This window comes from Verrucomicrobiota bacterium (genome assembly GCA_037139415.1).
GTDB lineage: Bacteria > Verrucomicrobiota > Verrucomicrobiia > Limisphaerales > Fontisphaeraceae > JBAXGN01.
The window spans coordinates 1-24,205 of sequence record JBAXGN010000125.1; the positions used below are offsets into that span (position 1 = coordinate 1).

Here is a 24,205-nt window from a genome sequence, read left to right on the forward strand (position 1 = left end):
CTGTAAAAGCCGGAGTCAATGCAATCGTAGCAGGTTTCTTCGTCGCCGTGGTCCAGTAAAAGGTGTTCGACTCGAACAACGCCCTAAATGAGACCATATTATTGCGCAATCACCAGACGGTTGACGCATTTGCTGGTCAACCAAAGACGAAGACATGTTGCCGGGCAGGTCTTTGACGGAAAGCCATGCGGGTGGGATTTCAGATGGGTCGGATAGGCCGAGTAAAAAGGGAGTCAAGCATTGCAAATTGACGGGGGATTGGGGAACTGGCATTGGCAGGTCATCCAACCAGCCTGCATCCGGCGTTGTCAGGGTTTGACTGCCAGCCCAGCGGCGAGCGCCAGCCGGCGCTGTTTATCGTCGCAACTCAGAAACACCTTGGCGTGGAGTTGCAGGGCCGTGGCCACCTGCAGAATGTCGAAGCTGCAGTATCCGTCTTTGGAGGTATGGCAGTTGGAAAGTTCATCAGCCAGGCGCAATACTTCCAACAGGTCGCACGGTACCAGTACCGCAACCCCATGCTGCAAGTCGGTTTCCAGTTGGTTCAAGGCGGAGACGGCGTCCGCCGCCGCGACACCCTCGCGGGGATTGGCAGCACGACGCCAAACCTGGAAACGGAGTGATTGCCGGAATTCATAGCGAAGCAACCCGGTTATAAACAGCGGCTCCCGCATGGTGGAGGCATAGGCCGCAATCACCGGGGAATTGGACTGCCTGAGATAAAATCCGCAGAGGAAACTGGTGTCCGGATACGCGGTCATGAAAGCTCCCCCCGGCTAGCCTCCAAACCAGCGGCCACAGTATCGGCATCATAGCAAACGTGCCCGAAGGTCTGGTCCAGCCGCGTCTGGATGTCAGGCATTTTGAACCGGGCGGGACGTTGAGGCGGGGCGGGAACCAAATGGGCAAACACTTTGCCGGCTCTGGTGATTTCCACCGGCTGCCCTTGCGTGATCCACGCGGCAACCTGCGGGAACCGGTTTCGCAAGTCTCTAACGGTTGCTGTTTTCATGGTGAGACAAATATGTCTCACACCATGCGTTCTGTCAAGCAGCGACCATTTTGTTTGCGTGTTTTCAACCGTTTTACCCCTGGTATTGGAATCAAGGCCGTGTGCGGCGGATATATTTGAATCGAGGGTTCCGCAATCCGAAATCCGCAATCCGAAATGGTGGGTTCCGCATTTGAATTATTCTCCTCTGGGAGGAAACCACCCTCAACCAAACCCTGCTACCATGACGCCATGAATGACATCTATAGATGCAGATGCAGTTCGACACCGGCCGCCGGCGATCCCAAGTCGCCTGTTTGCGGCATTCTAGCTCCAAACTCCCAGCTTCTATCTTTTCGTCTTAATTTTTGGCCAATAAATTTTTTCTGCCATGTCCGGCTCCCCATTGTTTTGCTCGAAAATATTTCTGCAAAAGTTCCCTCCTTTTCCATCCGTGGCATCCGTGCAATCCGTGGTCAAAATTGTGTCAAAAAATCATTTCCACACAATTTTATCACAATTTGTGGTGAAAATTTCATTTCATCACATTTTTCACACAATTTTGAAAACGACACCACCCATCTTCGGCGTAGTCGCCGACGTGAGGCATGGTTGGGTTCCCTGGACGTTCGCAAAAATAAATCGTGCGCTTTGCCCCGATATGCTGCATTTTTCCGGCAACTGAATTATGGCGACCGTTAAACCATTTGCCGCGTTGCGTCCCAAACCTGAATTGGCGGGACGCGTTTGTGAATTGCCTTACGACGTGATGTCGTCCGAGGAAGCCCGGGAACTGGCCAAGGACAATCCCTTGAGCTTTCTGCACGTCAGCAAGCCGGAGATTGACCTGCCGCCGGGCACCGATCTTTATTCCCCAGAGGTCTATGCCAAGGGCAAGGAAAACTACGACCGGCTGATTGCCCAGCGGGCCTTGCAGCCGGACGCCCAGCCCAATTTCTACCTCTACCGCCAGGTGATGGGCAAACACAGCCAGGTGGGGCTGGTTGCCGTGGCGAGCTGCGACGAGTATCTGCGCGGCATCATCAAGAAGCACGAACTCACCCGCCCGGACAAGGAAGATGACCGTGTGCGCCACATCGAAACCCTCAACGCGCAAACCGGCCCGACGTTTTTCACCTATCGTGCCATCCCAGCCATGGACGCGTTTGTGGCCAAGAAGATTTCCGAGAAACCCGCCATTGATTTCACCTCTCCCGATGGTGTGCGCCACACCTCTTGGGTGGTCGGTGCTCGGGCTGACATCAAGTTCATCTGCTCGGAATTCGCGAAGATCCCCTGCATGTACATCGCCGACGGCCACCATCGCAGTGCCGCTGCCGGCCGGGTGTTCCAGCGCTGCCAGGGGCAGGGGCATAGCGCGTATTTTCTCACGGTGATCTTCCCGCATAACCAGATGCAGATCCTGCCCTACAACCGGGTGCTTAAGGATTTGAACGGGCTGACGCCTAACGCGCTGCTGGCGAAGTTGGGCGCGCTTTGTAAGGTGCAAACTCCCGGCCAGGCCACCCCGACCCGCAAGCATCAAATGGGCTTCTACCTCGCGGGCAAGTGGCACACGCTGGTGTTCAAATCAGCGCTCACCAACATACCGGATCCCATCGAGAAGCTGGATGCCACGCTGCTGCAAAAACACGTCCTGGCTCCGCTGTTCGGTATTGATGATCCGCGCACCAGCAAACGCATTAACTTTGTCGGCGGCATTCGCGGCACGGGCGAGCTGGAGCAATTGATCAATCGCGGCGAATACGCCTGCGCGTTCTCCATGTTCCCGACCAGCATCGAAGATTTGATGGTCATCGCGGATGCCGGCGGCATCATGCCGCCCAAGAGCACTTGGTTTGAGCCCAAGCTGCGCGACGCCATGTTCTGCCACGGGATTTAGCGAAACCGTCAGCGGTTCTTCTTTCGCTCGGCTTTCGTTGCCTGCTCGGGTGACCAGGCGGCGGGCTTGGGATTCTCCACCGTCAGGGGGCAGTCATCCCCATAATCCTTCAGGGCGGCCTCCAGCCGTTTCATCAGGGCTTGCACCGTGGTGGCATTATCAGGAGTTGCGGCCAGATCCTTGGTCTCCAACGGATCATTTTGCAGATCGAACAATTGGGTCTGGTTGATCTGCGGATAGCGGATCAGTTTCCAGCGATCATCGCGAATCGAGCGCTGCACTTTTTGATAGGCGAACACCAGTTGTGCCCGGCTCGGTTTTTCTGGATCGCGTAATACCGCTCCCAAGTCTATGCCTTCGCTGCCTTCCGGTGCCGGTACGCCCGCCAGTGCCCCGAGTGTCGGAAATACATCCAGCAGATAGCACATCGCGTCGGTTCGTTTGCCGGCAGGAATCCCGGGGCCGACCATGATCAGCGGCACGCGCAGTGAGTGTTCGTAGAGGTTCTGCTTGCCGATCAACCCATGGCTGCCGCGGGCCACGCCGGAATCCGAGGAAAAGACGATGATCGTGTTGTCGGCAAAGGGCGATGTTTTCAGCGTTTCCAAAACCTGGCCAATCAACATGTCGAGATACGAGACGTAACGATAATAATCGGCGATCATGGCGCGCACTTCTCCCGGTGGCCGTGGCCAGGGCAGCAACTTTTCATCGCGAATGGCCATCTCCCCGTTGTTGAAGGGATGTTGCGGCATCACATTGGGCGGCAGTGTAATTTTATCGGGATCGTACCGCACCGGAAAGTCCTCTGGTACCACATGGGGATCATGCGGGCCATCAAACGGCACGTAACAGAGGAATGGACCGCCCTTGTGTTCCTTCAAAAAACGAATGGCTTCATCCGCAAACACCTGGCAGGCATGGCGGGTGGCCACTTGCGGCGGGGTGAGCTTCCCGTTTTCCAGTTGGCTGAGTTTGGCCTTGAGCGGATCAGTCATGCCCCCGGAAAAAACCGAGCGCCCGATCTGGAACGACTTCGCGAGCGACGGTACCCCGTTATGCCACTTGCCGCTCATGAAGGTGGTGTACCCGGCCCGGCCAAAAGCCGCTGGCCAGGTTTCGCTTTTCAGCAACTTCTCATCCACGTGGAAGAGCGAGCGTCCGGAAAGCAGCATGGCTCGTGAGGGCACGCAGGTGGCACCGTTGAACCCGCCTTGCATGTAGGCGCGCGTGAACGCCAGACCCTCGCGGGTTAATCGGTCCAGGTTCGGTGTCTTGATGATCGGATTACCCAATGCCGCGATGGTGTCGGCGCGTTGGTCGTCCGTGAAGAAAAACAGGATGTTCGGTTTGGCTGGCGCGGCGGCGGGGAGAAAGGGCGGCAGCAAAACGAATAGTCCGGCTAGGAGAGTGAAACACGCCTGCTTGAGATGTTGGCAATAATATGTGCTCATGCGATTTCCATTTACTCGGGTTTGCGGAATCTTGCGCCCAGTTGAACTAGGAGCTTGCGACTTACGGCGGTTGGTAGTAGTTGCGTTGCCGCTTCGATTCCGCTCACGAGACAGCGAGGCAATACCTTGAGCAGCCGTCCCAGCTTTATGTGGCCAGTTGTCAGCGGATTGGTAAACAGGATTATTTTTTCAATGTTTAGACCCGCAAAGGAAGCCAGCGCGCGCAACTCTTCTGGATGTAGCAGAAAAATGTGGCCCTCCGAATTGGGTTTAAATTGCGTCGCCTCGTAAATACGCGGGTCTGGACAATCGGAAAATTTCGGTAGCGGGTTTCGGAAATACGCGCCATTCGGAGTGGTCATCACGATGTACCCTCCGGGCTTTACCAGTTGTGCTGCTTTCAAAAGAAATTCGTCAGGGTGGGCAACATGCTCAATAATTTCGGTGATCAGCACCGCATCGAATAAATTTGAAAAATTCAGCTCAAACGCATTGCCAGCGGCATAACTGATCTCCCCCCGTTCGTGCTTAAGGCGGACATAGTCCGCAAGGTCTTCGCGGAGGTCATTCCAGGTAACCCGATACCCTAGCTCGGCCAGAGTTAAAGAAAAATTTCCTTGCGCAGCAGCGAGATCGAGAATCTGTGCGCCGGGGGAGAGAACTTCCGTAAGCAACCGCAGGGTATGGGTTCGGCGGTTGGCATAGGCATACGCATACCCAGGATTGGTAATTTCACCATAGACTTCCTCAAGGTCATAAGGGTAAGAATACTTCCACGTATCAGGCCAATTTATTTGAAGATGCACGCGTTTCATGGAATTCTAAAGATTGGCTCTATGTCTAATGCAGTACTGAAAGATTTACTTTTTAGCACATTGGATGCTTTCACTTGTCGCGTTGCGGTAAAGGAGCATTGCTTTGGGCTCGCCTTCATATACCATGCAGCCTGTGCTGCATGGGCGGGAGTTTACGCTGCTGTTGATACAGGGCAAGCGTTAATTTTGAGCGGGGCGGCAGCACGCGTTGCCTGACTTGAATAGAATGGACACGCTGGAAAAATTGTGAAATGTGAATCCAGAACAATGAATAGTCCGATGCTAAACCACGGTTTGAGATGTTTCTGGCTGGCACTGATGGGCTCCCTGGGCGCGGCCATTTCCGTATCCGCTCAGACGGGGGCGGTGTCTCCCGTCCATGATCCCACCGTCATTCAGACCGACTCGGGCTTTTACCTGTATTCGACCGGTACCGGTATCCCGTCTTTTCACTCGACGAATTTATACGACTGGCAGGCGTCCGGCCGCGTGTTTACGCAGATTCCCGCCTGGATTTTTCAGGAGCTGCCTGCCTTCAAGGGCGGGCACCTTTGGGCTCCCGACATCTCGTATCATAACGGGCTCTACCTCCTCTATTATTGCGCCTCCATCTTTGGTAAAAACGACTCCTGCATCGCGCTCGCGGTGAATAAATCGCTGGACCCCGCCAGTCCCGCTTACCGCTGGGAGGATCGCGGCCTCATCCTCAAGTCGCGGCGTGGCCAGGATAACTGGAACGCCATTGACCCGCAGGGCATTACCGATGAGTCCGGGCGGCGCTGGCTCGTTTTTGGCTCGTACTGGAGCGGCATCCAGATGACGGCGCTCAATCCAGATACCGGCAAGCCATTGCGCCAGCCGCCGGAGCTGATTCACCTCGCTTCCCGCAAGGATTCCACCGCCATCGAGGCCCCGTTTATCGTGCGGCAGGGGGGCTTCTATTACCTGTTCGTCTCTTTTGATCAATGCTGCAAAGGCATTGAAAGCACCTATCACTTGCTGGTGGGGCGGTCGCCCGCCATCACCGGACCGTACGTGGATTTTACCGGCAAGCCCATGCTTCAGGGCGGTGCCACGCTGGTGCTGGATTCATACGGCTCGGTGCATGGTCCCGGCCATAATTCCGTGGTCCAGTCGAGCGGACGTCACTGGCTTGTGCATCATTTCTACGATGGCAATAACCAGGGTGCCCGCACGCTGCAAATCCGTCCCCTCTACTGGTTGCGCAACGGCTGGCCGGTGGCGGGGGAACCCATCGAAGGCCCGCTGACGCCGCTCCCGGCCAAACCGGCAACCTCAGTCGCCGGGATTTGGGATTTTTCGGTCAACTTTGCGCCCGCCCAACGTCTGGAATTACAGCCTCAAGGCAAAGCGCTGGCCGAGACCAAGCCCGGATCGTGGAGCTTGAACGGCAACTGGCTGACGTTGCGCTGGCCGGATGCTGCTGCTCCCCAAGGCGCATGGGTGGATGAGTGTGTGCTGGCTCCCAATGGTCAGTATTTCGTGGGCCGTAATCAGAGCGGTGTGGTAATCCGCGCCACCGTCTCCGCTCGGCGGGCGAAGTAACCCAAAACTCACACCTGACTGACGCATGCGCGGCGGAGGGTTTTAATCAGCCCTTGGAAAGGGTCTGACGGTGTATTCCACATCCATTGCCGTTGTTCTTAACTTCTGCACAACACGAATCAGTACAAGAACATTTTAAAACATCAAAGCCAGGCACCTTGGAATAGTCGCTGCCAATGAATTTGGTTTCACCGGAAAATGATTAAAATCTTTTAATGATACCGTGTGAATTTCCTTAATGTGCCGATGGTATGGTGAGTTTTATGAAAATGCAAGTGAAGCTGATCTGGCTGGTTTGGTTGACACTTTTTACCACGTGCTCCATCCACGCGTATGAGGCCCTGCAGGGGCCGACCGAACTGCTTTATTGGGACAAGACCAACGCCTATCCCGGCTACACCTGGTTCGGGGTGCGAGGCATTACCTATCTTGTGGATATGGAAGGACGAGTGGTTCACACCTGGCCTATCGGCACCAACCCGCACGTGCTCACCAACGGTAACGTGCTGGATGCGGGAAAGGACGACCCCAGCAGTTTTGGCAGTCTCAGCGAGGTAGACTGGAACGGCTCCAACGTCTGGACCTACACGGAGTCGCGCACCAATTACCTGATGCACCATGATTTCACCCGCATCTTCAATCCGAAGCTCAACGCCTTCACAACGCTCTACATCGCCAATAAGACCGTCAGTTCCAACCAGTGTATCGCCGCCGGGGCCGATCCAGCCAACGGGCGTAACTACACGAACGCCCAGATGGATGCCATCGTGGAAGTGGACATGTCCGGAAACATTGTCTGGGAATGGTGGTTTTTTGATCATATGGTCCAGGATTTTGATACCAACAAATTGAATTGGGTGGGCACCGGCAAGACCATCGCCGATTACCCCGGGCGTCTGAATATAAACATCCCCGGTTTGCCGGTACAGCGCGACTGGTTACATTGCAATTCGATCGATTACAACCAGTCTCTCGACCAGATACTGATCAACTCGGTTCGCGGCGAATTCTACATTATTGATCACGGTAACACTTTTACTGTCGGCAACCCCTCCAATAGCATTGCGCTTGCCGCTAGCACAAATGGAGACTTCCTTTACCGTTTCGGCGACCCGGCCCGCTACAATCAGGGTAACCCGCCCTCCATCCTCACCAACTGGACCGTCTCCACCACGGGCAACAAGCAGATCGGAGGCGCGCATCATGCGAGTTGGATTCCGTCAGGATTTCCTGGGGCCGGTCACCTGCTCATCTTTAACAATGCGCAGAACCTGTTCGAGCATACGCAGGGGTCATATGCGTTTGAAATTAATCCCTTCTTGAATGCCCTGTCGAACATCGTGGCGGCTTATGTAAATCCGCCGGTCGCTGGCTACAATACCTGGCAGCCGCCGGTTGCCACCACCGGCTTGAACCCAAAACTGATGTCGCGACAAATTGCCTGGAACTACTCACCGAAAGCCAGCCACGCCATGTTCAGTCATATTGGTGGCAGCGTCCAGCGATTGCCCAATGGCAACACCTTGATCTGCTCTGATACCGAAGGGCACATCATCGAGGTCACGTCCGCTGGCGATGCCGTGTGGGAATACATCAACCCGGTCACCACGGACGGGATTCTCAAGTTCAAACGGGACAACTGGCCCATGTACAACTCCATTTTCCGGGCATTCCGTATCGGAACGAACGATCCGGTGGTGGCGGGGCGCACGCTCACCACTGGGAATACGATCACAGGCCGGACCCCCTCATATAAATCGCCGTAACGATGCTGCCTTAGGAACCTTCAACCTGCCAAATATACTATGAATACGTCATCACGTGCTTTAATCACAGCGGTCTGGCTAGTTCTCAGTTCAGTGTCGCTGCCCGCATACGAACGCCTGCAAGGCCCCACGGAGGTTCTTTATTGGGACCAGACAAAAACGTATGCCGGTTACACCCTCTTCGGCGTGCGGAGTAATACCTACCTGATCAATATGGACGGACGCGTGGTCCACACCTGGCCAACCGGGATCAATCCACGTCTGCTCACCAACGGCAATATTCTCGATGCCTCGGGCGGCGATCTAAACGGTTTCACCAGTTTAAAGGAACTGGACTGGAACGGAAATACCGTTTGGCAATACACGGAAACGCGCACCAACTATCTGCTGCATCACGATTTTCTGCGGATTTATAATGCCAGGTTGGGTACCAATACCACGCTCTGCATCGCCGCCAAATCGGTCACCTCCAACCAGTGTGTCGCGGCCGGATGCAATCCCGCCAGCAGCCCGTACACAAACGCCCAGGTGGATGCCATTGTGGAAGTGGATATGTCTGGCACCGTGGTGTGGGAGTGGTGCTTCTTTGACCACGGGATTCAGGATTTTGATGCGAGCAAATCCAACTATGTCGGCACGGGCAAAAGCATCTCAAACTATCTGGGCCGGTTGAATCTGAATCTGCCCGGGCGGCCAATAACCAACGATTGGCTGCACTGTAACTCGATTGATTACAATACCAATCTGGACCAGATCGTCATTAACGCAGCCGGGGGAGAATTTTACGTGATTGATCACGGCAACACCTTTCTCAGCAACAATCCCGCAGGCAGCGTCGCTCTGGCAGCCAGCACGAACGGCGACTTCATCTATCGCTTCGGTGACCCGGCCCGATACAGCCAAGGCAGTGCGCCATCCATCCAGCAGAACTGGACAACCTCCACCACCGGGAACAAGCAGATCGGTGGCTCGAGCCATGCGCAATGGATTCCCACCGGACTGCCAGGGGCGGGACAGTTCCTGGTGTACAATAACGGCGGGGACCTGTTTGAAACCACGCCCCAGTCTTATATCTTTCAGATCAACGGCTATCTTAACGCGACCACGAACGATACCGGGGCCTACGTGAACCCTCCTGCCGCCGGGTATAATAACTGGGCAGCGCCCGGTCATGATACCGACAAGCGCACCAAATCCCTGTCTCGGCAGGTCACTTGGATGTATTATTCCATGGCCAATCAAGGCATGTTCAGCCATCTTGATTCCAGCGTCCAACGGCTACCCAATGGCAACACCTTGGTGTGCGATTCTACCGAGGGGCACATCTTTGAAGTGACTTCCACGGGCGAAGCGGTATGGGAATATATCAACCCCATCAGCACGGAGGGACTGCTCACGTACAAGCGGGATAACTGGCCGATGTACAATGCTCTTTTCCGTGCGTCCCGTTATGCTACCAATCATTCTGCGTTTACCGGACGCACTCTGACACCACAGGCCACCATCACCGGTAACACGCCATCGTACATATCCGCACCAACCATCAGCGGTACCGCGCAGAATCCACTATTACCAGCCGCAACCAACGGAGTCTGGGTCACTGCCAATGTCACCAATAGTCGGGCGGTTGCATCCGTGACGCTCACCTACATTGTGGCTGCCAGCCCCGTCACGCTGACCATGCTGGATGACGGTGCGCATCAAGATGGTGCTGCGGGAGATGGCCGGTATGGCGTTATGATTCCGGCCCTTCCAGGTGGAACCGTAGTAAGCTATTATATTTCTTCCCAGGACGACTTTGGCAATACGTCCACTGACCCCACAAACGCGCCGACTTCAACGTACTCTTATGCCGTGCAGGGCGGCGTAACCAACCTGCCTCCGGTAATTACCGTTGTCACCAATACCCCAACGGCTCCAACGGCCAGCGATCCGGTCTGGGTCACCGCCAACGTGACCGACGATGTCAGCGTCGCCTCTGTCATACTTACCTACAGCACCGACTCCGGCACCAACATCCTCCAGACAAACACGGTATTTACCGAAACCATGGGCACCAATGCCGTCAAACCCTGGACCGGCTCCGGCTGCCTTAATGCCTGGACGGTGACCGGCAGTAATTATTTCGAGCAGCGCAGCGGGGCCAACTATGGTTCCGGCAACACCAACGGCCTTGAGTTCAAACAGGGCACCACCAATCTCTCCGACAGCATGTTCGCCACCGCGAGCGGAATCGACACCCGCGGATACTCCGGCTTTGTCGAGTTCTACTTGCAATCTCTCACCCTCACCAATCAATACACCAATGCCGGATGGACCTTCCAACTGGATGCCGGCAGTGGCTATGTCACGCGCCTGGGCGAGTTGACCAGCACCAACCATGGGTGGACCAAGTATCACTACGACCTGCAGCTCGGCGAATTGGTCAGCAGTTTGAAAATGAGGTTCCAATTCCAGAGCGGGGCCACCAATAATCGGATTGATCTGGATCAGATTTCGGTAAAGGTGGCCACCAGCAGCAGCTCAAGTTCCACCAATGTCACTCTGCTCGATGACGGTGTACATCAGGATGGTGTGGCAGGCGATGGTACCTATGGCGGTCAGATTCCGGCGCTACCAGTCGGCACCACCGTGAGCTATTACCTTATCGCCACTGACAGCGGCGGACGTACCGCCACCAATCCGGTTGGCGCACCCAACAGCACTCTGAGTTATACAGTTATCACGAATACCCCGAGCAGTTCATTTTATAACGTTTTGCTTGGCCGGCCGACGGATCATTCCGTGGCAATCAGCATTCTTTCGTTTACGAATCTGGAGGTTTACATTGGCTATGGCACACAGTCCGGGGTGTACACCAACCAAACCGCCACGAACAGCATGGCTGCCGGAACTCCCATGGTAATCAGCCTCAACACCTTGACCGCCGACCAGCAATACTTCTACCGCCTCTATTACCGGATACCAGGGGACACTAATTTCAATGTTGATCTTAATCGCACTTTCCACACGCAACGGGCGCCGGGCAACACCTTCTCGTTCATCATCGAAGCTGACCCTCACTATCTCGACAATGAGCCACCCGTCTGGCAACTCGCCCTGACCAACATGCTGGTGGACAAACCGGATTTCCTGATTGATCTGGGCGACACCTTCATGGGGGAAAAGTATTTTCCAACCAACAGCTACACCCTTTCCCAGCCCGGCATCTTCGAAGCCTGTAAAAATGTCCGTCAGCAGTTTTTCAGCGTCTCGGGGCATTCGTTGCCGTTGTTCCTGGTCAACGGCAACCATGACCCGGAATTGGGCTGGTTACTCAGCAGTTCCGCCCCCACCAATAATAGCGCCGTCTGGGGGGATCAGGCGCGGGAATTCTATTACCCGTGTCCCATCCCGGGTGCGTTCTTTAGCGGAAGCACAAATGCCGATCCATATCTGGGCGGCGGTGTGCGCGATGGGTATTATGCCTTCAACTGGGGCGATGCCTTGTTCGTCGTGCTGGATAACTATTGGTACACCAGCCAGGGCACTACGAACAAATCCTCGGATCTCTGGGGTTGGACCTTGGGTACCAACCAATATCAATGGCTCAAGCGGACCCTTGAGACCAGTCAGGCAAAGTTCAAGTTTGTCTTTGCGCACCACCTGGTAGGCGGAAGCCTTGATACACAAGGTCGTGGTGGGTTGGCATACGCCTCGTACGTTGAATGGGGCGGCTATAATACCAATGGCACGTGGGGATTTGACACCCGTCGTCCCGGTTGGGGAATGCCAATTCAAAGCTTGCTCCTTTCCAACGGTGTCAACGCCTTTTTCCACGGCCATGACCACCTCTTTGTAAAAGAGGACCTTGATGTCAATGGCGATGGTAAAACCGATCTCGTGTACCAGGAATGTCCGCAGCCCAGCCGTACCAACTATAACAGCACGAGTGCAGCGCCTGGTTACGGTTACACCAATGGCGTAATCCAGGGCAATTCTGGTTATTTGCGTGTTCAGGTGACCCCCACGAACGCCACGGTTGATTATGTGCGGGTGTTTTTGCCAGGCGATGAAGGGACAGGTAAAACCAACCGCATGGTCAGCTACAGTTACGCCTTCACAGCCCTTTCCATTTCTGGAACGACCAACATCCCAGTCGCACCCACCAGCACGAATTCTGTCTGGGTAACCACCCGCATTTCTGGCACCACCAATGTCGGGCAGGTTACGTTGATTTATGACGCCGGCAACGGGCCGACTAATGTGATGATGTTTGACGACGGCTCGCATCAGGACGGCACCATCGGAGATGGTATGTATGGAGCGCAAATCCCGGCCTTTCCGGCAGGCGTGACGGTCCGATACTACGTGAGAGCAGCGTATGAACTTAGCCGGGTAACCGTGGATCCACTCGGGGCCCCCTCAAATACTTATGCCTATACGGTATTATCGCCCATCACCGTAACTCCATTCGGCGGTTCGATCGTGCTCGGCCGTCCCACGGATCATTCCATCACCGTGAGCGTGCTCTCCACCAACGATCAGCAGATGTATCTGGAATACGGTGCCTCGTCAGGCGCCTATACCAACCAAACTGTCGTCACCAATATCACCGCCGGGCAGCCATTGGAGGTAATTTTGAGTCAGCTTCAGTCCGATACCCGTTACTATTATCGGCTGCGCTACAAGGCAACTGGCAACGCGATGTATCTCATGGACACTGAACACACCTTTCATACACAACGGGCTCCGGGTAGCACCTTTACGTTTTCCATTCAGGGCGATTCGCACCCCGAACGGGTTAACGCCATGTTCAATTCCAATTTTTACGCGCTCACCCTGCTCACCGCCGCTGCTGATCAGCCTGATTTTTACCTGACGATTGGTGACGACTTCAGTGTTGATAACATCCCGACCAACCTCATTAACGGCAGTCTGGTGACTGAGTGTTACACCCTTCAACGCCCGTACCTCGGACTGGTTGGTAACTCTGCGCCGCTATTTTTAGTCAACGGCAACCACGAACAGGCGGCAGCCTATTTATTGGATGGCACGTCCAACAATATCGCCGTCTGGGCGCAAAACGCCCGAAATCTGTACTACCCTGAGCCAGCCCCCGATGGTTTTTACACCGGTAACACAAATTCCGTACCCTTCATTGGCTTGCTGAAAAACTACTTTGCCTGGACGTGGGGCGATGCCTTGTTCGTCACCATTGATCCTTATTGGGCTGATCCGATCTGCGTGGACAACAACTATTGGACGGGTGTCAAGCGGACCAACCTATGGGACGTTACGCACGGTGATTCCCAGTACGAATGGCTCAAGACCACCCTCGAACAAAGCAAGGCCAAATATAAATTCGTCTTTGCCCATCATGTGCTCGGCACGGGACGGGGCGGCACGGATGAGGCGGTGCTCTACGAATGGGGCGGGCAGAACCTTAATCAAACCTGGGGATTCACGACCAATCGTCCTGGTTGGCCAGTGCCCATCCACCAACTGATGGTGGCCAACAACGTAACCGCCTTTGTTCAGGGACACGACCACATTTGGGTCCAACAACAATTGGATGGCGTGACCTATCAAACCCTGCCCAATCCGGCTGATCCAAACTACTCGTTATTTAACTCGGACGCTTTTACCAACAACCTCGTGTATAAAACCAACAACACCGGTTATACAAGGTTCACCGTTGCTCCGTCGGGCGTGAAGGTGGATTATGTGCGAACCATCCTGCCGACAAACCAGTTGCCAAACGGGTTGACGAACGGGGCTCCGTCAGGCGTGACCAACGGCACAATTGATTATAGCTATACGATTTATCCGTTACTCGTCTCCGGAACAACCAATATCCCATCCGCACCTGTGGCGACCAACACCGTCTGGGTGACTTCGGCAGTCATCGGCGGTACCAATATTTCGCAAGTGACCCTGACTTACATCATCGGCACTAACACCAACACGGTTACCATGCTGGATGATGGACTGCATCAGGACAGCGCAGCAGGCGATGGCATTTATGGCGGCCAGATTCCGGCGTTTCCTGTAGGGACGACGGTGCGCTACTTCGTTCGCGCGCGTGATGCCGCAACCCGCCAAATCACGGATCCCTCGGGCGCTCCCATAAATACCAACTTGTTCACCTACACCGTCAGTTCCGCGTCCACTGTTTCATGGAGCATGTTGAAGCTGCCGGATACCGGCCAGACTAATTCTTTCACCGCCACCTTTGGTGAGGATTCCGATTACACCATCAATCCACCCTCATTCACGGACAATGGCGATGGAACGGTGAAAGACAATGTCACCGGTTTGACTTGGCAGAAGGCGGATGGCGGGGAGATGACTTGGTCGAATGCATTTGTTTACGCCCAGACGAACCGGGTGGGCAGCCAGAGTGACTGGCGGTTGCCGACCAGCCATGAGGCCTTTAGCATTCTGAATCAGGGCAAGGTGAATCCGTCTCTCGACACGAACTACTTCACCCCGTCTACCGCACAATACTGGTGGACAAGGGATCCGCTGGTTGGCGATCCGACCCACGTCTGGGCCATCAATGCCGGCGGCGGTATCGGCGCGCATTGGCAGACTGAAACTCTCAGCGCCGGCGGAACCAACCGCTATCATGTGCGTTGTGTGCGTGGGGCAACTGCGCCAACGAGCCAGCCGATCCACCACTTCACCAACAATGCCAACGGCACGGTGACGGATTTGGATACCGGACTTACCTGGCAACAGGCGGAAGTTACCCCATCCATGAATTGGGAATCAGCCCTGCAATATGCGGAAGGTCTCTCGCTAGGCAGCTATAGCGACTGGCGCCTGCCCAGCATCAAGGAACTTCAATCCATTAATGACGAAACGCTTTCCAACCCATCCTTAAGCACGAATTATTTCCCCGGCGCGCAGGCGGCACGTTATTGGTCCTCGACAACGGTGATCAACCTGACCAACCGCGCCTGGTGGGTGGATTTCCAGCAGGGCTTGGTCAGCTATGACGACAAAACCACCAACTTGTACGTCCGCTGTGTCCGCGGCGGCACCACCAACGCAACCTCGACCACCAACAGCTTCACCCCGCTGTTCGCCCGCATCCCGGCCGGACAGTACGTGATGGGTGATCACTTTGGCTTCATCGATCCAGCGCATCCCAGCGACGAGGTTCCCCTCCACAATGTCTATGTGGACGCCTTTTACATGGGCGTCACCCATGTCACCTGCCTGGAATATGTCCAATTCTTGAATTCTGCCTTGGCCCAAGGACTGATCGAGGTGCGCTCCAACTACGTTTATGGCGTCGGCGGGACCAATATTTATTGCGATACTTACGGTTCAGAAACCAACAGCCGGGTCCAATGGTCTGGAAGTGCCTTTACTATTCGCGACAACCGTGACCTGCACCCCATCACCGGCATGCGCTGGTTTGGCGCCATCGCTTACTGCAACTGGGCCAGCGCGCGCGACGGCTATGCTGCCTGCTATGACCTGGCCACCGGTGCATGTGATTTGGCCAAGAACGGCTACCGTCTGCCCACCGAGGCCGAATGGGAGTATGCCGCACGCGGTGGACTCTACAGCCCCTACGGCATGTTCCCATGGGGCAGCGAAACCAACGCGGATGGAACCATTGCCAATTGGGCTGGCTCCGGTGATCCGTTTGAAAGCGGCCCTACCCCTTGTACTACGCCGGTCGGGTTTTACAATGGGTCGCTCCAATACAAGACCAATTACAACTGGCCGGGAACTAACAACACGTATCAGACCAGGAACAACACCAATGGGTTCGGGCTGGCTGACATGTCCGGCAACGTCTGGCAACTGATCAACGATTGGTATACCAGCGATTACTACACCAACTGCATCATCAACAACATCGTCACCAATCCGCCCGGACCGGTCACCGGTTCCACCATGCCCGATGGCCAGCCCTATCGTGGTATACGCGGTGGCAACTGGTACAACGGTCAGGACCAGTATGGCCATGGGCGCGTATCCAACCGTAATCCGTCGTACTATCGCGGCCCGGGGGATCCCAATGGGCCGTGGTATCACGTAGGCTTCCGCGTGATGCGCCGGGGGTACCTGAGCGTGATCGCCAGCGGTGCCACCCTGACTTCGCTAACTAATGGCCTGCACTTCACTGAGGGTCCCGCCGCAGATGCTGCCGGCAACATCTTCTTCTCGGATGTCACCTCCAACCTGATCTATCGCTGGTCGCTGGCAGGACAGCTTTCCATGTTCCGCACCAACTCGGGTGGGGCCAACGGCTTGAAGTTTGATCGCAGCGGTAACCTGTTGGTGTGCGAAGGCGGCAATGGACGGCTGACCTCGATTACCATGCAGTCGAATGTCACCGTATTGGCCAGCACTTATGGTGGTCAGCGATTCAATGAACCGAACGACCTGTGGGTGGATCCGGCCGGCGGAGTCTATTTCTCCGACCCTGTCTATTTTGGCCATCCGGTCCTGCAAGGCGGCGAATATGTCTATTATCTTTCGCCGGACCGGAGTATCGTGACGCGCGTGATCACGGACATGGTGCGCCCCAATGGATTGGTGGGCACACCGGATGGTAAAACCCTCTATGTTGCCGATTGGGGTGCCACCAACGTCTTCCGTTACACCATAAATACCAATGGCACACTCACGAACAAAACGCTGTTTGCCCGGGTCAAGTGCGACGGCATGACCCTGGATAGTGAGGGTAACCTGTATTTGACCGAAACTGCGGTGCTGGTGTACGACTCGACCGGCCAGCAAAACGAGCAGATCAGCGTTCCCGAACGACCCACAAACCTGGCCTTCGGCGGTAGTGATCGGAAAACCCTGTTCATCACCACGGATGCGGGGTCGCTCTACTCCCTCTCGATGCGGGTTCAGGGCGTACTCAGCGGCACCGTGACCACCAACCTTCCGCCGGTGATCACCAGCGTGACCAACACTCCCATCGTGCCCACCGCCAGCGATCCCGTTTGGATTACCGCCAATGTCACCGATGACGTGAGTGTGGCCACTGTCACTCTCACGTACACCACCGGCACCGGCGGCGGGGCCAGCCAGACCAACGCCGTTTTCACCGAAACCATGGGCACCAACACCGTCAAGCCGTGGACGGGCGCTGGCGCTAGCTACGCCTGGACGGTAACCGGTAATTACTTTGAGCAACGGAGCGGAGCCAACTACGGCACGGGCAACACAAATGGTATGGAATTCAAGCAGGGCACCACCAACCTGACCGACAGCATGATCGCCACGACGAATAGTATCGATGCGCGGGGAACCTCCGGATTTGTGGAGTTTTGGATGCAGACGTTGACGATCAGCAATCAATACACCAATGCCGGCTGGACCTTCCAGTTGGATGCTGGCACCGGCTATGTCACCCGGCTCAGCGAACTGACCAGCGCCAATCACGGGTGGCAGTTGTACCACTATGACCTGCAGGTGGCCGAATTGGTCAACAGCTTGAAAATGCGGTTTCAGTTCCGTAGCGGTGAAACAAACAGCCGCATGGATCTGGATCAAATCTCCGTGAAGGTTGTCACCAGCGGGAGCAGTTATACCAATGTCACCATGCTGGATGATGGATTGCACCAGGACGGCGTGTCAGGTGACCATGTCTATGGTGGCCAAGTCCCGGCCCTGGCGGCAGGCACCACAATACGGTATTATGTCACGGCCACTGACAGTGGTAGTCTCATGGTCACCAATCCGTCTGGCGCACCTGGAGTGTCGCTGTCTTATACCGTCCAATCTGGTCCATCCAATCCACCGCCGGTCATCGCCAACACGGCCATCTCACCGGCAACGCCGTATGCTACGAACTTTGTTTGGGTCACTGCCCAAGTCACCGATAATGTCAGCGTGGCCCAAGTGGTATTAACTTATAACACCGGCAGTGGGCTCACCAATGTGACCATGTTGGACGATGGTGCTCATCAGGACGGCGTGGCTGGAGATGGCATTTATGGCGGCCAGATTCCCGTATTCCCTGCTGGCACTGCTGTCACCTACTACCTTTCCGCCACTGATAACTTGGGCGCTACCGCTACCGATCCATCGGGTGCGCCAGGAACCACCCGATCTTACATTGTGCTAAGCGGTTCAACCACACAAACCATGGGGCTGTTCCTCAACACCACAAACGCCTGGCCGGGCTACACCTTGATGGCCCCGATGCACCATACCAACACCTATCTCATCAACAACGCTGGCGAGGTGGTTCATACTTGGAAAAGCGCCTACGAGCCGGGCCGCGCCGCTTACCTGATGACCAACGGCCACATGTTCCGCGCCGGCATGGTGATGAGCGGCGGTCCCTCCACGGGCGGTGGTGAAGGCGGGCGCGTCGAGGAGTTCGACTGGGACGGCAACCTGGTGTGGGCGATTGATTATTACAGCTCAACCTATATCCATCACCATGACTTCAAGGTCCTGCCCAACGGCAACGTCCTCCTGCTCGTGGCGGAAAAGAAAACGCTGGCGGAGGTCATTGCGGCCGGATTCAATACCAACCTGCTGGATGCCAGCATCTTCACTCAGGGCTACATGCTGCCGGATTGCCTCGTCGAAGTGACGCCAACGCGCCCGTATGGCGGTACAGTCGTGTGGGAATGGCACCTGTGGGATCACATGATTCAGGATTACGACACCAACAAGAATAACTATGGCGTGGTATTCGATCATCCCGAGTTGATTGACGTCAACGGGCCCGGCATCAAGATTCCGCAGTTCTGGAACCATGTGAACGGCATTGATTACAATGTTCAATTGGATCAGGTGATGCTCAGCATCCGCGGCAACAGCGAGGTGTTTATCGTGGATCACCAGCTAACCACGGCTCAAGCTGCCAGCCATGCCGGTGGGCGCTACAGCAAAGGCGGCGACATCCTGTACCGCTGGGGCGATCCTGAGCAATACAACCGTGGCACCAGCGCCAACCGTATCCTTTACCAGCAACATCACACCCACTGGATTGACACGAATTGTCCGGGAGCAGGAAACATCCTGATCTTCAATAACGGCATTGGCCGTGGTTATTCCACCGTCAACGAAATCGTACCGCCGGTGGATGCCGCCGGCAATTACACCCTGCTGGCTGGGCAGCCATTCGGCCCCAGTACTAATTATTGGGTTTACATGGCCACCCCTCCGACCAACTTCTACTCAACAGAAATCTCTGGTGCCCAGCGGCTGCCCAACGGCAACACGCTGATCTGCGAAGGCATCAAAGGTAATTTGTTCGAAGTCACCCCGGCTGGCCAGATGGTGTGGCGGTACCTCTGCCCAGTGAGCAGCGTGCCGATGGCACAGGGCGACACCATCCCGGTTGACCCAGCGCGCCCGGACCAGTTGATGACCGCCGTCTTTCGGGTTGATCGCTATGGGACGAACTATGCCGGATTAGTCGGCCGGGACCTGACGCCGCAAGGCGCCATCGAGCGGCTGGTGTTGCCATCCCTTACGATTCAACCACAAAGTCAGACGGTGGGCTTGGGCAGCAACACGACCCTCACTGTGACAGCTTCGGGCAGTGCCCTGTTGAGCTATCAATGGTACAAAACGGGCATCGCCATCACCAACGCCACCAACGCCGTGCTCGGCCTTGGGCCCCTGACCTTGAATGACGCAGGCAGTTATTACTGCCTCGTGACCAATCAATATGGCAGTGCCACCAGTAGTAATGCTGTGCTCACTGTGACGAACACCACGCCATCCCGTATCATTGCACTGGGCGGAAATCTGGCCTTTGGCAACGTGCTGGTGGGATCGAATGCCCAGCGCACCCTCTGGATTACCAACAGCGGTAGTGCAGTGCTCAACGTTAGTAATGTAAGTTGTCCGTCGGGATTCAGCGGGGCGTGGTCCGGAACCCTTGCTGCAAGTGCGTGGACCAATGTTACGATAACCTTCAACCCAACGGGAGCCAGCAATTACAGCGGGAACCTGGTGGTCACTTCAGATGCCACCAACAATAATAATGCGCTAGCCATCTCCGGAACCGGCGCAATGGCACTAACAATTACGCTGCAGCCGTTCAGCCAGACCAATTTGGTGGGGACCATGGCCAGCTTCAGCGTGACAGCGACCGGCACGTTACCCCTCAATTATCAATGGTATAAGTCCGTGATCAGTAATCAATGGACCGTGATCAGTGATGCGACTAACGCCACCCTCAATCTGGGACCGTTGGTCTTGGGAGACGCGGGTAGTTATTCGTGCCTCGCATCCAATCTCTACGGCAGCACAAATAGCAGCAATGTGGTGCTGACCGTCTTCCAGCCGTTGAGCGTTGCGGTCCAAGGCAGCGGCAGCGTGACCTACTCACCTACCAACTACAATTACGGAAGCACCGTAATACTGACTGCAACCCCGGCTAACTGGTATCAGTTCGTGCGGTGGACGGACGGCTCAAGTGCCAACCCGCGTGCCATTGTGATTCGTGCCACCAATAATTACACCGCCCTCTTCACGAACAGCGTTCCGCTGGAACAACGGGTGATCAACAATGTCACCAACTGGGTTCCTGTCGGCATGCCGCTGGCGGTCATTGCTGGTCAAGTTGTGCTCGGGCCGACCAATCTCTCCATCCCTGCCACCGGCGCGGTGCAGGTGGCTTGGTCCAGCAGTTGGTCCAATGCCAGCATCTACTACACCCTCGACGGCTCCGACCCGGAGGCATATGGTGCGGATTATTATGGTCCGTTCACCATTTCGAACGCGACAACCCTCCGGGCGATCGCGTATAACTGGAGCACCTATGTACTTTCAATGGCTGCCGAGCCGATTCAGATCGTGTTCACCCCGGTCTGTTACGCGAAGGTGGAGACGACGGGCGGAGGAACGCTTCAGCTTGAAGCGGGCACCAACCTGTACACCGGACTTACCCTCAACCAGTTTTTTGCCACCGGATCATTGGTCACGGTCACCGCTACCCCGGCCAGCGGTTGGACCTTCCTATACTGGACGGGCAACCTGTCGGGCACCAACCCGGTTCGCCAATTGACGCTCACCTCCAATTTCTCAGCGACGGCAGTTTTTGGCACCCGTTTGACCACGCTGGTGGTTTCAACCAACGGAACAATTCAGGTTGACCCCGTGCAGCCGATTTATCCGTTTGGCACAGTCACTCATCTGATGGGCGTGCCTAACGCCGGCCAATTCTTCAACTATTGGAGTAATTCCCCGTGGGGCGCGATCTCCAATAATTCGGTACGGTACGTCGTTACCAATGCAATGCCGTCCTTCACGGCGGTCTTTGGGACCGCCCCACCGAGATTCTACACGTTAACCACCCTGGTAAGCGGCGATGGTGAGGTGAGTCAAACTCCATCGGCACTACTGTACGCCAATGGGCAGAGCGTTTCCTTGGTGGCTACCCCGAACACCAACCAGGCGTTTGTCGCCTGGAGTGGCAACACCAATGGCGCCATAATCCTTGGCAATACCCTGACTGTCACGATGAACCCCAGCCGGGTGATCACGGCCAATTTCTGCTCACCCCTGTTCCCCCAAATAACCCGCCAACCGCAAAGTTCGACGAATCTGGTCGGCACGACCGTCAGCCTGAGCCTGGGCGTATCCGGCATGAATCCGTTGGCGTATCAGTGGCTGTTTAATGGCACCAACCTGACCGGGGCCACCAATGCAACACTGACGATAACCAATCTTGGGCTGAATCACACTGGTAGTTATCAGGCACGGGCCACGAATGCTTATGGCGAAGTTATTAGTCTGCCGACGTCCCTGGTGGTTAATAATCTGGCGGTCGTATCCGTTACCAATGTCCTTCCCAGTCAGGGCCAGTTCGGTTTCCAATTCGCTCCCGAGACGCATCGGGCCTACTGGCTGGAATACAAGACCAACCTGGGCCAGCCCAATTGGATCGTCCTGCCCGGCATCACCAACGCCACCGGAACCCAGGTGCTGCTGGACCGCGCTGCCACCAACAAAGCCCGCTTCTATCGGCTAGGCTCGGCGCTGGTGCCATAAATGAGGCGTGCAAACGTCCTTGGAACAATACTGGCCTTGAACTGCCTTCCAGATGGATCAAGTTGACTGAAGCCAGGGGGACTTTGAGTTCGCGTTTTGAGATGACCTGAGATTATCATGAAAATTTCACAACCAGAGGCGGATACGTGTTGCTCACGTTTTCCAGAAGTATTCTCCATTTGACAAATGTGAACCGCCCGTTACTTTTCGACAAATAGAATGGCACAAGATTCTGCAAACAAATTGCGTCATGCATTGCTGTCAAAATACACGCATGATCATTTTGTATTTGGTTGTGCTTTGTGTGATGCACGCGGCTCCGCAAGCCTTCTGGCAAATGAATCTTTTCCATCATGAATGAACCAATATCTGCTATGACTACTCAACTCAAAAAACTCCTTGTTTCATTATCGTTGGCCCGGCTGGGGTTGACCATCCTTCTCAGCTTGGTCATCTCCAACGGTCTGTTGGCGCAATCCACCAACTGGGTGGGTGGCACGAACCTGCTGAATACCGCCTATGGCTTATCGTCGGACAGCGACGTGGTGGATGGTGCCACCCTGATTGTCACCAACGGCGGCAGCCTGACCGCTGGGCTGGTGAATGTGGGGCCCACGAATCGTGCCACGCTCACCCTGCTGACCAACGCCGCTATCACCGTGCAACAGTTGCTGGCCACGAATGTGATCATCGGCGGGGTGACGAATTCCATTTTGAACTTTGGGGCCTCGGGAACCGGCTCGGGAACACTGATCACTTCCAATGGCACCGGCAGCAGTTATGCGTTCAAATTATTGCTGGCGTCCAATGCGTGGACATTCAATGGGAATTGGGCCATGAACGGCGGCACCAATCTTTTCAGCAATGCGGCAACCAATGGCGGTGCTTCGCAGAATAATTCAACTCCGATTTACGTGGGCAACGGCTTCAATAACGCCCAAGTTAGTGTAAACACCAACGCCGTCTTGTGGCTGGCTGTCCCCACCAACAGCATGGCAACAAATATTCCAAGTTTGATCATCGGCTACGGAAATGCGACCAATAACGTGGTCACCATCAACAACGGAACCGTTATAATTACCAATAACATTCCTTTCTCAGCTCCCACCCTCAAACCCGGACAAAACATCCCGATTACACTTGGCAGTTCTGTCGGCTCCTTTGGCAACCAATTGTTAGTCACCAACGGGGCACGGGTATTCCTGGCCTGCCGGAGGGACGCCGGTGTTCAAGGACTCTACGTAGGCTCCGCCGGCAGTGGCAACAGCGTCATCGTGGCCGGCACGAATGCTGCGGGACAAAAAGCCATGATTAATATGTTTACTGAGCGGCTGCAAACCTGCAACAACGTTGCAGGAACGAACAATTGGGTGCGGGTGGATCAAGGCGGTGTCATATCCAACGCGACCATCATGATGTACAATAACTTTGGATACCTGTACATCACCAACGGCGGCCAGTTCTATGCCGGTGGTATCACAATTGGCCGCATTGGTTTCAACAGCGGTCTGGTCGTGGGTGGCGCCGACTCCGCCGGCAACAAAGCGCTGCTGTATTCTGCAGCCAACACTATGGTCATCGGTGGCGGTTCAGTATCAGTAACATCGGGCACCAACCCTGGCACCAACTGCTTTGCGCGGGTGGAGGCGGGCGGATTAATAACCAACGTGACCAGTATTAATTCTAATTTGCTTTCAAGTTGAGACTAAATATGATATATTCTCTTCATGGCA

9 protein-coding genes are annotated in these 24,205 nt (G+C 55.4%); 5 read left to right on the forward strand and 4 right to left on the reverse strand.

What is annotated here, in order from left to right; genetic code table 11:
* Positions 1–308 precede the first annotated feature (308 nt).
* Positions 309–761, reverse strand: coding sequence for a PIN domain-containing protein (locus WCO56_19885; protein MEI7731843.1), 453 nt, complete (start codon positions 759–761; stop codon positions 309–311).
* The gene (locus tag WCO56_19890) at positions 758–1,012 is read right to left on the reverse strand and encodes a prevent-host-death protein (GenBank protein MEI7731844.1); all 255 of its coding nucleotides are present in this window, start codon (positions 1,010–1,012) and stop codon (positions 758–760) included. The genes WCO56_19885 and WCO56_19890 overlap by 4 nt, the downstream gene beginning before the upstream one ends.
* Before the next feature lie 667 nt (positions 1,013–1,679).
* On the opposite strand from WCO56_19890, the gene WCO56_19895 reads away from it, so the two are divergent.
* Positions 1,680–2,894, forward strand: a complete 1,215-nt coding sequence (locus WCO56_19895; protein MEI7731845.1) for a DUF1015 family protein — start codon at positions 1,680–1,682, stop codon at positions 2,892–2,894.
* Positions 2,895–2,902: 8 nt separating this feature from the next.
* Here WCO56_19895 and WCO56_19900 read toward each other — a convergent pair whose 3' ends face one another.
* Together WCO56_19900 and WCO56_19905 are read right to left on the reverse strand one after the other, a co-directional pair.
* Complete coding sequence (locus tag WCO56_19900) at positions 2,903–4,348, reverse strand: sulfatase-like hydrolase/transferase (GenBank protein MEI7731846.1); 1,446 nt, start codon at positions 4,346–4,348, stop codon at positions 2,903–2,905.
* An 11-nt stretch (positions 4,349–4,359) separates the two neighbouring features.
* The gene (locus WCO56_19905) at positions 4,360–5,163 is read right to left on the reverse strand and encodes a methyltransferase domain-containing protein (GenBank protein ID MEI7731847.1); all 804 of its coding nucleotides are present in this window, start codon (positions 5,161–5,163) and stop codon (positions 4,360–4,362) included.
* Between the two features lie 267 nt (positions 5,164–5,430).
* Between WCO56_19905 and WCO56_19910 the strand changes: the two genes are divergently transcribed.
* The 4 genes from WCO56_19910 (at position 5,431) to WCO56_19925 (ending at position 24,175) form a co-directional block, all read left to right on the forward strand.
* Positions 5,431–6,729, forward strand: a complete 1,299-nt coding sequence (locus tag WCO56_19910; protein ID MEI7731848.1) for an arabinan endo-1,5-alpha-L-arabinosidase — start codon at positions 5,431–5,433, stop codon at positions 6,727–6,729.
* 263 nt (positions 6,730–6,992) lie between these two features.
* Positions 6,993–8,495 (forward strand): aryl-sulfate sulfotransferase, encoded by a 1,503-nt coding sequence (locus WCO56_19915; protein ID MEI7731849.1) that lies wholly within the window; start codon positions 6,993–6,995, stop codon positions 8,493–8,495.
* 39 nt (positions 8,496–8,534) lie between these two features.
* Positions 8,535–22,472, forward strand: a complete 13,938-nt coding sequence (locus WCO56_19920; GenBank protein ID MEI7731850.1) for a DUF1566 domain-containing protein — start codon at positions 8,535–8,537, stop codon at positions 22,470–22,472.
* 374 nt (positions 22,473–22,846) lie between these two features.
* Positions 22,847–24,175 (forward strand): hypothetical protein, encoded by a 1,329-nt coding sequence (locus WCO56_19925; GenBank protein ID MEI7731851.1) that lies wholly within the window; start codon positions 22,847–22,849, stop codon positions 24,173–24,175.
* The last annotated feature ends 30 nt before the right edge of the window (positions 24,176–24,205 follow it).

Bases quoted from the DNA above. Each gene is read 5' to 3' on its own strand.
- WCO56_19885 (MEI7731843.1), bottom strand. From the start codon at position 761: ATGACCGCGTATCCGGACACCAGTTTCCTCTGCGGATTTTATCTCAGG.
- WCO56_19890 (MEI7731844.1), bottom strand. From the start codon at position 1,012: ATGAAAACAGCAACCGTTAGAGACTTGCGAAACCGGTTCCCGCAGGTT.
- WCO56_19895 (MEI7731845.1), top strand. From the start codon at position 1,680: ATGGCGACCGTTAAACCATTTGCCGCGTTGCGTCCCAAACCTGAATTG.
- WCO56_19900 (MEI7731846.1), bottom strand. From the start codon at position 4,348: ATGAGCACATATTATTGCCAACATCTCAAGCAGGCGTGTTTCACTCTC.
- WCO56_19905 (MEI7731847.1), bottom strand. From the start codon at position 5,163: ATGAAACGCGTGCATCTTCAAATAAATTGGCCTGATACGTGGAAGTAT.
- WCO56_19910 (MEI7731848.1), top strand. From the start codon at position 5,431: ATGAATAGTCCGATGCTAAACCACGGTTTGAGATGTTTCTGGCTGGCA.
- WCO56_19915 (MEI7731849.1), top strand. From the start codon at position 6,993: ATGAAAATGCAAGTGAAGCTGATCTGGCTGGTTTGGTTGACACTTTTT.
- WCO56_19920 (MEI7731850.1), top strand. From the start codon at position 8,535: ATGAATACGTCATCACGTGCTTTAATCACAGCGGTCTGGCTAGTTCTC.
- WCO56_19925 (MEI7731851.1), top strand. From the start codon at position 22,847: ATGACTACTCAACTCAAAAAACTCCTTGTTTCATTATCGTTGGCCCGG.